Origin of the sequence: Ancylomarina sp., assembly GCF_041555295.1 — a bacterium.
Lineage (GTDB): Bacteria > Bacteroidota > Bacteroidia > Bacteroidales > Marinifilaceae > Ancylomarina.
Genome location: NZ_JBFFKR010000095.1, coordinates 1 through 11,935, shown reverse-complemented (window position 1 = coordinate 11,935; position 11,935 = coordinate 1). Strand labels below are relative to the sequence as shown.

General features: G+C 38.7%; 8 protein-coding genes. All 8 read right to left on the bottom strand.

What is annotated here, in order from left to right:
- Positions 1-641 precede the first annotated feature (641 nt).
- Positions 642-1,664: an Ig-like domain-containing protein gene (locus ABY905_RS08675; RefSeq protein WP_372642594.1), complete on the bottom strand. Its 1,023-nt coding sequence runs from the start codon at positions 1,662-1,664 to the stop codon at positions 642-644.
- An 84-nt stretch (positions 1,665-1,748) separates the two neighbouring features.
- The gene (locus ABY905_RS08670; protein ID WP_372642592.1) at positions 1,749-1,994 is read right to left on the bottom strand and encodes a hypothetical protein; all 246 of its coding nucleotides are present in this window, start codon (positions 1,992-1,994) and stop codon (positions 1,749-1,751) included.
- Positions 1,995-2,116: 122 nt separating this feature from the next.
- Positions 2,117-3,400, bottom strand: coding sequence for a DUF4302 domain-containing protein (locus ABY905_RS08665; RefSeq protein ID WP_372642590.1), 1,284 nt, complete (start codon positions 3,398-3,400; stop codon positions 2,117-2,119).
- Positions 3,401-3,478: 78 nt separating this feature from the next.
- Positions 3,479-4,363 carry a putative zinc-binding metallopeptidase gene (locus ABY905_RS08660; RefSeq protein ID WP_372642588.1) on the bottom strand — a complete coding sequence of 295 codons (885 nt, stop codon included), beginning with the start codon at positions 4,361-4,363 and terminating at the stop codon, positions 3,479-3,481.
- A 19-nt stretch (positions 4,364-4,382) separates the two neighbouring features.
- Positions 4,383-5,894 (bottom strand): RagB/SusD family nutrient uptake outer membrane protein, encoded by a 1,512-nt coding sequence (locus ABY905_RS08655; protein WP_372642586.1) that lies wholly within the window; start codon positions 5,892-5,894, stop codon positions 4,383-4,385.
- A gap of 13 nt (positions 5,895-5,907) precedes the next feature.
- Positions 5,908-9,510: a SusC/RagA family TonB-linked outer membrane protein gene (locus ABY905_RS08650; RefSeq protein WP_372642584.1), complete on the bottom strand. Its 3,603-nt coding sequence runs from the start codon at positions 9,508-9,510 to the stop codon at positions 5,908-5,910.
- A 147-nt stretch (positions 9,511-9,657) separates the two neighbouring features.
- Positions 9,658-10,851, bottom strand: coding sequence for a FecR family protein (locus ABY905_RS08645; protein WP_372642582.1), 1,194 nt, complete (start codon positions 10,849-10,851; stop codon positions 9,658-9,660).
- 167 nt (positions 10,852-11,018) lie between these two features.
- The gene (locus tag ABY905_RS08640) at positions 11,019-11,537 is read right to left on the bottom strand and encodes a sigma-70 family RNA polymerase sigma factor (RefSeq protein ID WP_372642580.1); all 519 of its coding nucleotides are present in this window, start codon (positions 11,535-11,537) and stop codon (positions 11,019-11,021) included.
- Positions 11,538-11,935 lie beyond the last annotated feature (398 nt).

Below are 11,935 nucleotides of genomic sequence, written 5' to 3'. Positions count from 1 at the left end.
TCTGCTTAAAGCTAACAATAGCTATGGGTTTACTTAATTTTAAGATAAAGCAAGAGTTCTTAAATTCGACGATGTTCACAATACACCGTCGAATTAAAGAACTAGCAACTTCACAACCATTCTTATTTTGCAAAAAAAAGTGAAACAACCGAAAAGATGGATGTCAATGGCAATGAATAGCTGTAATTCCCTCTAAATGGGATTATATCAAGACTGGTAAGATTAGATTTAAGAGCGCCCTGTAAAAACAAGTTGACCAACTTAACAGAGCGCTCCAACCGATAACTAAAAAAATCTTCTACGAAATTACTGGCAGTTACAATTGTGAGTGTTCAAGCTGAACTCCGACATGCACGATAACAAGCGGTTAACGTTTCTTAATTCTCTTTTTGATATGGCATTATTCTAATTTCTAAAAATATGCCATTATGATTTTTTCTTTAATCCTTTGTATCCAAATAAAAAACCTGCGAGTGTAGCAATGAGTAATAAAAAAAAATTATTGCTATCGAAGAAGTACCAAATTATCAAAGCGACAACTTGGCTAACAATAATAGAAATTAATAGTGTATAGATAAACGCTTTTCGTTCTGCTTTATCGTTAAAATTTACTCTGCTATATATTTTCATCTTTTTTTATATTAATTATTTTTTGCGCCTTGCTTTATCCAGTCGAGAATAAGTTGCTTATCCTTTTGTGTGGTAAAATCTTTGTGGTAAGAACCATTTAGCATCTCCACAATTCGGCTTCCTTCAGGATTAGTTGCATCAACAAACTGTCCATTTATAAGGGAATTATAGGCATTACTGTTCCTTAAATCAGGATTTCGTGAAGCATTGTGGCAAGAAATACAATTTTGTGCTTTGAATATGGGTTGAATCCCCTCATTAAAACTGATTGTCTCAGGAATGGTAGTAAAACTCCAAACATGCTGATTTTCTATTGTATTTCCTGCCAGGTCAGCTGCTTCTTTGGTTATTGTACAGGTATAGATAGTGCCCGGAGAAAGTTCGGCATTCGGTTTAAATTCAGCCTTATTTCTCCCTAAACTTACAGTTCCTGAAACCATAACATCATCATTTTTAATCAGAAAAGTAGACGTATTAATTGTTGCTAAGTCCATTTCCTCATCGAACTTCACAGTAATATGACTATCATACAAAACATAGGTTTCCGCTTCCAGGGGACTATTTTCTACTACAGTGGGAGCAATCTCATCGGGTGCTACACCTGTAGTAAAACTCCAGCTATAGACATTATCCAAAGCATTGCCTGTAGCACTTATTACTCCTGTAGTAATTGTACAAGTGTACTTTGTGTAGGCTTCAAGATCATAGTTTGGTGTAAAAGTGGCTGTTTTGCTGGAGCAAGTCACCGTACCTGAAATAATCTTTACGCCTCTCTGTATCACAAAAGTGCTTGTTGTAAGCGTTGAAGCATCCATCGCCTCATTAAAATCCAACCTTATCTCACTTTTAAGATCGACATCAGTGGCACCATCAGCAATATTTGTCGACGTGATACTTAGTGGAGCACTTGTGTCGTCTCCCTTTTGGCAGCCAAAGGAACAACCTAGCAAAAGAATGGACAATACGGCTTGTTTGCTTAGTCTTGATAAAATTCCAAGCCCCTCGTTTTGATAACTTTTATAAGTGTAAAACATATTGATTTTTTTTATAATTATATTTAAACAGCAGCTTGAACTCAGTTCAATAAAGAAGACTTCTTAATCGGATTTCTCTCCAATCTATCTTTCGTATTTACCCTTTTTATATATCCACTTATGCAGAAAGTATTGCATCACCAAACCACATATTACCCAAATGGGAAGTGCATACAATTTTTCTCCTGTTAGAAGCGTATACAATTTCTCCCATGTAATAATCTCGCCATCCATTACAGGCAAAATTATGGTCAAGCCAAGATACATGAAGACTCCCCAAAACACCCCCAGGTAAATCCATGTTTTTAAACCAAAACTTGTATCAAACATTTTTTCACTTTTTAAAATTGATAATGTTCCAAGGAAAAGCCCCCTTGCCTTTAGTACTAGGGAATACAAAGGCAAGAGGGCTATTAAACCACTAGCAATTAATTATCATCGTTTCATAACAACTAGTCCTGCATACTAATAAAGATCTCAGGATCGGAATTGCTTACAATTGCACAAGTAGCACCATACTTTGACCATACAAGAGGTACAACAGTCCATCCCTGGGAATCGAAAAGAATATCATACAGAGCTTTCCCTCCTTCATTGGCCATAAAGATATCTTCTTCATAGTACCAACTAGCAAAGCCACCATCATGCATAATCAACTGATCCTCATTAAACATTTCAAATTCAGCAATATCAAAACCAACAGAAGAATAGTCAGAAAAATAAGCTGTAACTCCTTCCGCCCAATCATGACCTTCATAGGAAGAAATGTAAAAACTTTCCACTCCCCCTTCTTCCAGTTCTTTAAGTGCATCGAGCTTCTCTAAAAGTTTTGGGCTAACATAAGAATAGGTATCCCAGCCCATATTAAAGTACTTATAAGCCGCACCTTTAAAAGAACAAGGAGCTTCTGCCTCGAAAATCACCTCTCCAGCAACACCTTCGTCGCCCACAAGGAACTTCTTGTTTGGGGCATCATAAACAAAACGCTTTACTTCATTTCCATTAATTACTAAAGGATCATAAATCTCGAATCCTGTAGGTGTAAAATGTACTCCTGTATTAATCACCTCATATTCTCCTGCATCATTTGTGAAGGAAAAATTCAAGCGACGCATATCCTCAAAGTAGGAAAGCATAAACTTTCGATCGCTTCCTTCAACCACCAGATTACGGAAGAAAGGATGTATCCCCTCCTCTTTAATCAACTTGGTCTCCATATTCTTCAACTTGTTGATGTCGGTCCAATCGGCTGGTGTCGCTTTCACAAGTACCATCGTGCTCTCGTTGGTTTTTCCCTCCAGGTAAATGGTATCACGGTTTTCAGAAACCCTCTCGAAATAGAGCTCATAATCTCCACTCATACCAACACCTGCTTCGCCAACTTCCGGATCGGTCATTTTGGAAAAAACACTATAGGTATCAAAAGCCAGTTGGGGTTTCTCAATAGAACTCAACTGATAAAGGGACGTTTCTACTGTTTCATTAATATCCCAGGCCGTTTCAACGGTTCCATCCCCGTTAAACTCAAACAGAAAAGTAAATCCCCCCAAAAGATCGGCATTGGGATAATAATTGGTTTTCCATCCGCTTTCGGCAGAAAGCAACAAGTCCTGATAGCCTTGCACTGCTTCGTTTATTCTGGTATCGGCCGCCTGATCAAAAATGCGATCCTCCTCATTGTCACAGGAACTGAACATCAGTGCAAATCCTGTAAGCATATATAATAATTTCTTCATAATTATATTTTTTTCTATCTCCGATCGCGACAGCAATCGGGATCGGAGAAGCATTTAATTCATACCATTTATCACAACTTATTCGTTGGCCAGATTCACTGTTACATCATGAACATGGGCCTGCAACTCGTAAAGATCAATCTTCCACACCTGCAGGAAGTAATTCACAAGCATTTCTTCCTTCTGACGAATTTTGGCAATTCCTTCTTCCTTCTGCTTTAGTTTGATTTCGTAATCATCACCCCATGGATACACATAAGCACTTTCGACATAGGTATCCCACTCTTCACGACTCTTGGTCAACATCTTGGCAATCATCTCCACAAAATCGTCATTGGGGTTATTCATCGAATAAGCTGAAATGAATCCCATTTTCAATGCATCCGAATCATAATAATTCATCCAGGCTGTCGTGTATCCAGGAGTTATTTTCTCATACTCCATAGGGTACATCACATGCTGATGCAGAATATGTCCAAACTCATGCTGCATGGTTGAGAATATTCTAGTCATAATTCTACTGTCAGCAGGATCAAAATAGTTGATATCAAAAATGGTCACCTTTCTACCATTTTCAGCTTGTCCCAAAATAATGGACCCATTTGTATTATAGTTATGACTCCCAACCAGCACAAGTAATTTTGGAACCATCATCTTCACAAAATCTTCTCCTCCATATAAAGCGTAAGGATCAATCCACACGGTCTTCATGGCTTCCAAAAATGGACGAACCTTTTCCAATTTAGCAGGAGTCAACACTTTACCGTTATCCACTTCGGCATCATCAAAACGATATTTCACCTCAATATTGTAAGGGATAGTAAAATTCTCACGAATCCATTGATCCGTTTCATTCAGTTCGGGAGTAGACGTATCAATTAATGATTCGCCCAAATCTTCGTCTCTGCTACAAGAGCCAAATAGTAGGACTCCCAGCATTAGAAAACATATATATTTTTTCATGATCTTTTTATTTTTTTAATTATCTGGGATTAGGAGTCAAACCATTGGCTATGGCCTGAGTTGGTAGCTGAATCACTCTTCGGGGATCATTCTTGGCTAATACCATTTCAGTTCCCTCATACTTATGAACCACTTCCATATTGAATCTACGAATATCGAACCATCGTAATCCTTCGTGAACAAATTCACGCTTACGCAAATCAAGGATAAATCGAAGCACATTCACCTGGTCTCCAACTATTGGGTAAAATGCCTCAGCATCATAGTTTTCCTCATAGTATGGTAAATCCGTATCAGTATAGATATCATTAATATAGTCGATAGTGATGTCAGGAGAACTTCCACTAGAATGTCTCTTTGTATGGAAAGATTCCAGATCCTGGAATGCCAGACTGAAGTTATCTTTCATCGCATAAGCCTCTGCTCGGTTAAACAACACCTCTTCAGCAACAAATATTGGGCACATCATCATTGGGTAACCAATATTAGCATTTACCCCACCTGCTTTCTTAAAGTACTCATCAAACTTCGGGATATGGTGGTTAGAATCATAGCCTGCATCAGTAGGTCTGTAGGAAAATCCAAAAGGATCAGTTCCGAAAGAGCCTGGGAACAACTTATCCTTTATCTCAGTATCAAGGCTAAAACGCCAGATAAAATAACCTCGTGCCCAAACAGTGTTGGAACTACATAGCAATAAATTGGCTTTTTCGGTAGAACTCACCATTTTGGCCATAATTTCGCTACGAGACATACTTTGATATGTCCCATTCCAATCTCTTAGCATAAGAGCAGGATCACCTCTCAACACATAATCAGCATGCTCAATAACTTTATCCCAGTCTCCCTTATAAAGGTAAAAACGAGAAGCAAAAGCATGGGCAGCGTCACTTGTAAAATGGTAAGCAGACACTGCATAAGCATCGTCGCTAATCAAAGCCATTCCTTCCACTATATCTTTCTCCACTTTTTCATACACATCAGCTACCGTTCCTCGCTCATAGTCAGCAAACACAACTGTTTCTGGCTTCTCAATGAATGGAATTCCCATATCAGTTGATGCTGTTGCAGGATCGTAATGCTTGGCGAATAAATTGACCAGCATAAAGTGAGAATAAGCTCTACACATAAGAGCTTCTCCCTTTTGGGCACTGTAGTCTTCAGGATTTTCAGCCTTACTGATTGCATCCAGGGCCTGGTTGGCATGTGCAATAGCCTCGTAACAATTGGCCCAATAATAAGTAGGTGTATCTTGGTCCTCAGTAGTATGATCATCCCAAAAATATGCATCTCTGTTTTCTGGTACATCATAGACATAAGGCCCCTTAACTTTATCACCTACCATATCAGACATTGATTCGGTAAACTGATGATAAATTGCATTTGGATAAGCCGACACCAGTAGTTCACTTACTGCTCCCGGAGAATCCAGAGTCGTACGGTTATCCGGAAGCTTATCCAAATAATCGTTACAGGCGGACAATGAGAACAAAAGCCCAACTGCCAATATATATATTTTATTATTCTTCATGATCTATAGATTTTTAGAGTCCTAACTTCAAAGTAAATGTGTATTGTTTGGGAACAGGCATGGCTACACCACCAGCTCCGAAAAACTCTGGATCCTGCCCGTTTAGTTTCGAATCAGAATAGATCAGAAACAAATTGGTAGCCTGCAACTTCAATTGCATTTTACTTATATTCATGCGTTTCAACATGCTTTTAGGCAAGTTGTAAGCTAAAGAGATTTCTTTCATTCGAACAAAAGAACCATCAGCAACACGAGCAGTTGAATGATTGTAGGCATTATAGGTACTCACGTATTTACCATCATAATCTCTTTGAGACAATATCACAGGAATATCGGTTTTATCCTCATCACCCGGCAACGCCCAACGATCAAAGAATTCCTTCGGCATGGCATCCAAATCGGAGTAACGTGCTCTAAAGGCTGGATTCAGACGAATCTTGTTACCAAACTGGTAGCTCATATGCACATTCAATCTCCAGTTTTTATACTCAAACATATTGGTAAATCCACCGGCAATTTTAGGATCAATAGGTCCTTCATATTTCAGAAAGTCAATATTCTCCGATTGAAAATTAATATCAGATGCAGTTACCTCTCCATCTTCGTTGATAAAAGTAGGTACACCATCCTCATTCAAACCTGCAAATGGGATAGAGAACAATCCTCTAACTGCGTGACCTTCCAAAGCACCACCAATCCCTCTTACAAGGTCGTACACACTTGGTGTTGATTTCAAACTGGTGATTTCATTCTTCATAATGGCGAAGTTCAGGTTGGTATCCCAATTGAAATCCTTCGATTTTATATTCTTGGTAGAAAGCATAAATTCGAAACCTTTAGACTCCATATCGGCATAGTTGGCATATTTCCAATACTGTCCGCCAATACCTGAAGTACGTACTGCACTAATCAAATCGAAACCTTTTCTCTGATAAGCATCTAATTCCAAGTTGATTCGATTTCTAAACAAACCTATGTCAAGACCAATATTGGTTTCATACTGTTTCTCCCAAGTCAATTCAGCATTCTCTAATTCGTCAATATACATTTGTGCTTCCTTCTCAGAAGTTAGGGGACGGTCAGCGATCTTACTCATCAAAATCAGAGATGAGTTTCGAGCAGGGCCCATACTGGCAGTCAAACCATAAGTTCCGCGCACAGTAAGATGAGAAATAACATCCGAATCAGCTAAGAAATCCTCAGCGTGGGCGTTCCATGAACCACTCACGTTCCATGTAGGTAACCATCTTGATTTAGTGGATTTCCCCAACTGGTTGGATCCTTCGTATCGATAAGTTCCATTGATTGTATATTTCCCTTCGTAGGAGTAACTCGCTCTGGAATAAAAAGCCAACATTCTGTCAAAATAGTCACCCATTTCGTAATAGGTAAAACCACCCTGTAATTGTTGCTTTATAAATCTGTAGTCAACAAAAGGTACACCACCACGATTCCACTGGTAACCAATACCATTAAAATTACTATTATTACGATCCGTATAACTCATTTCCTGACCTACGAAGAGATTAACAATATGTTTCTCATTAAAAATTTTATTGAAATCAATATTGTTTCGAACAGAATAACTCAACATGGTATTGTCAACTCTGTTGTAGAAACCTCCACGAGGTAGAACCACCTCAGGTAGTGCATCGGGGTTATCCATGTCCGTGTAAAGAAACTTATTATACTTAGCCATCTCCGGATCATCATCTGCACGGTAAGCTCTGGCCATATTGGAGTTTTCAGTAATCTTATGCTCCTGTGTTGACTTCACATAGCGCAATGATCCCAAAAAGCTATACTGCAAGTTCTTGTTTACTTTGTACCCAAGATTGGCCTGTAGTTTCAAGTCCAATACATCAAACTCCAGATAGTTATTATTTACCTCTTCAATAATATTAAAAGGGGCATAGTTCATTCGGAAATATTCCTTACCTCCCTTATCATTATAGGGTCTTAAAGCACGTGATGTATTCAGCGCATAAGAAAAAGGGTTGATATCAAAATCTCGATCGTATGATCCGTCGATAGGATTCTCTACACGCTTGAAAGTCCCAGGAGCATTCTGCTGACGAAAAGAAGCCGTAGTTCCCAATCCAATGGTCAATTTATCGCTCAATTTCACACTACCCTTGGCATTAGTCGTATATCGTCTAACCTTATCGGCAATTGACCATCCCTCATCGTTATATAAACTGGTTGAAAAATAAAAGCTCCCTTTATCGGTTCCTCCAGACATACTTAATGAATGATTTTGAACTATAGAGTTCTTAAACAATTCATCAAACCAATCTGTATTGGCCATTTCATATTTCTGTAGAAATTTAGCACGTGCTTCAGGGGTGTTTTGTAGACCAAAACCCGTTTCTGGATCATAGGCATTTATCATGTCGTACATTTTCTTATAAACCCCACCATTACTCTGACGAGAAATATCAGCATGATTTAACCATCCCTTTCGCTCCAACTCACGATATACAGACATTTGCTCCTTAGAGTTCATGATGTTGTAATTAGAGTAAGAAGGTTTCAAACGCATGGTATACTCACCTGTATATGAAACGTTGGTTTTTCCAACAGTCCCTTTTTTCGTCGTGATAATGATAACACCATTCATAGCTCGAGCACCATAAAGTGCTGTAGCCGAAGCATCTTTCAAGACCTGAAAGCTTTCAATATCATCGGCATTTAAACCAGCTACAGCAGAACTAATAAGAGTTGATGGATCTCCCGATGATAAGTCATCAGCCGAAACGTCCACTATATCTTCAAGTACCATTCCATCAACCACCCAAAGAGGCTTTGAATTACCATAAATAGAAGAAGCTCCACGAACACGAATCTTTGGTGCTGCACCAAAAGAACCGGAAACATTCTGCACAGTTACACCAGCAGCTTTACCTTCCAACATACGGCCTACATCAACCACCCCATCCACTTTAGCATCCTCCGCTTTCACGATAATAGCAGAACCTGTAAACAAACGACGATCCGTTTTCTGAAAACCATCCGAAACAACTACAACTTCAGCTAATTGTTCTGCATCAGACAATAGTGTAATTTTCAATTCCTTTTGATCAGTTACAACAACCTCTTGAGATTCCATTCCAATAAAAGAAAAAACCAAAACGACTTTCCCATTGGCGGGAATTTCTATGGTAAACTTTCCATCAAAATCAGTAGAAACACCATTCGTGGTTCCTTTTTCCAAAACAGAAACGCCAGGTAATGAAATTCCAAGATCATCGAGAACGACACCAGAAACCTTCTTGGTTTGCTGCTGTTGCATCTTAGCAGGCGACTTGGCCGGAGCTGAGATTTTTCGTAAGGTTACAGCCTTACTTTTGAACTCATACTCCAGATCACTGTCTTTTAAACAGCGATTCAAAACCGATTCTACGGTTTCTTCCTTAGCATCTACACTAAGTTCTTTTACATCTTTAACATCAGAAGAACTGTAAAGAAATACCAGACCAGTTTGTTCATGGATTTCCCACAACACCTGTTCCAACTCTGCACCTTCCATGTTTAATGTCACTTTTGCATCCTGCGCCAATGTATTCGCCGAAGCACTTAATACAGTAGCAAGCAGGAAAATGGCGAACATTTTCATAACTAGTAGTAGTTTAAACAGCTTCCGGGATCGGAAGCCATTATTCAAACATTTTTTCATAACTTTGTAAAGATTTAGGTTCCACTTAAATTCAATTTCTGTTTATGCAGAAATATTTAGACAGGAAATGTTACAGCATTTCCTGTTTTAATTTTCACTAATCACAATGGTTCCACCATTGATCTTCGCATCTACTTTATGGGTCAATTCAAACATCTCCATGATGGAACTGATCTCACTGTTGCGATTAAAATGTCCTCCAAAACGGAATTCCTTTACCGATGGATTCGTATAAAAAACCTTTAGATCGTACCATCTGGACAATTCGATCATAATATCTTCCATTCGCTGATCTTTAAATAAGAAAACGCCCTCTCTCCACGAAGTAAACAGAGCCACATTCACTTCCCTCATATCCATACTTCCTGTTTTTTCATTCGCGACAGCCTGCTGACCTGGCTCTAACAACATAGGTTCTACTTTAAAACCTGAAGATTGTACCTTTACGCTCCCTTCCACCAGAGTTGTCACGATATTCTCGTCCCCGGCATAGGCCTTCACATTAAAAGACGTTCCAAGCACTTCAACTTTTGTTCCTGAGACATTTACTATAAAGGGATGGTTAGCATCTTTCCTAACCTCAAAATAGGATTCCCCAGTCAACTTAACTTCTCTGGTCTTTCCCGAAAACTGAACAGGAAACTTCAATGAGCTCATGGCATTCAGATGAACTTTCGTACCATCAGACAGGACTAACTTATAATCACTCCCCCTTGGGATCTCCACCGTATTATACAAAGGCTTTCCCTTTCTCTTTTCCTCACCGGCCTGATACTTTAAGTTACCTTCTCCTTTTTCAATTTGAGTTCCATCCTTCTCTTTTAGGGCAGCGACCTTATAATCATTAAGGTTTACCTTCCGTCCATCTGCTAAAGTCAACTGAGCTTTCGGTGCTTGCGGCTCATATTTTGCAAACTGCTCTTGCTGCTGTTGAGACAGGCTAATCAAATCGTTGTATAAATAATAACCAACTCCTGCAAAAAACAGGGGGATGAATATCACTGCGGCATAGCGGAGGATTGTCTGGTATGCAAACACAATTCTATTTGGATTTACTGCCTCATCAAAACGCTTCCACCCTTCCTCTACATTCACCTGATGAAAATCTTCATCCCAATTCAGAAAGCTCTTTTTATTCCTTATTCTTGAGTAAGTATGATTGTTCTCTTCACTGTCATTCATCCAGGTGTTCAACTCCTGCTTCTCATTCTCATCCAGACCAAAATTCACTTCTTTGGCGATCAGCTGAGATATTCTTATATGATGGTCAATTCTATTCACTCGAAAAATTTATATTATTTAAGTTGGACTTTTGTTCTCCATATGAACCCTTCACTCCAAACCTTATACGACAATAACAACTCAGAAATAAAAGGGGGTGGGTGGAGGTTCTTTTTTTTCAAAAAAAAAGCCAGAACCTAAACAGATTCCGACATTAATAATGAGTTCTAAAACAGCAGACTTGTCATGACTAATAAGATCGTGACAACGTCCTGCAAATGCAAACGAAGCAAACGGTAAGCATTGGATTTTACAGACTTTACCGTATTTATAGAGATCTTTAATCGAAGGGCAATCTCTGGATTTTTAAATCCCTTTAGACTCATTTGAACCACACGTTTCCCTTGGGATGGTAAAACTTCGATGGCCTTATGAATTTCATAATAAGTTTCTTCCTCGAGAATACTATCTCTAAAGAATAACTCAGTATCCAAAGTTTGGACTCCATAATCCAATACGATTTTATGATGCTTGATATGGTTCAAACAAGAGTTTCGAGTCACCATATATAAAAAACCCTTCATGGCATTTTCATTATCAAATGCCTCTTTCCCGTTCCATAATTTAATAAAAGCCTCCTGAGCCATATCTGCTGCGACATCGCTATCATGGACATACTTATTAGCAAACAGACACAAGCTGGAATAAAAGCTCTCAAAAAATGGTTTAAACTCTTTCCTTTTCATAGTGGCTAATCATTTGGGGTTAATAATTTCAACCAGGACCTGAAAGAAGTGGGGACTTCCAAAATACTGTACTCCAAAACTATCAAGTCCAAACAGGATAACCGAATTTACAGGCTGGACAAAAGGGGTCACGACACATTTCATAGCATAGACAAAAGGGGTCGCAGATCAAAATAATTAGATTTTCCGGGGCTATTAGGTTCTTGAGTAGAAAAAATAGAAAGTACGATTCTCGAAGACCAATACAGTACAAACTCTCTACTTGTATATTGCATTGATATGATTTATTGAGGGAAACGGATAAAGTGATTTAAACATGAGCGGTTCAAATTCACGCGTATGTCTCTTCCATTTTTTATAGGCGTCTAATCATTTTCGATGACCCAAACTATGCATAT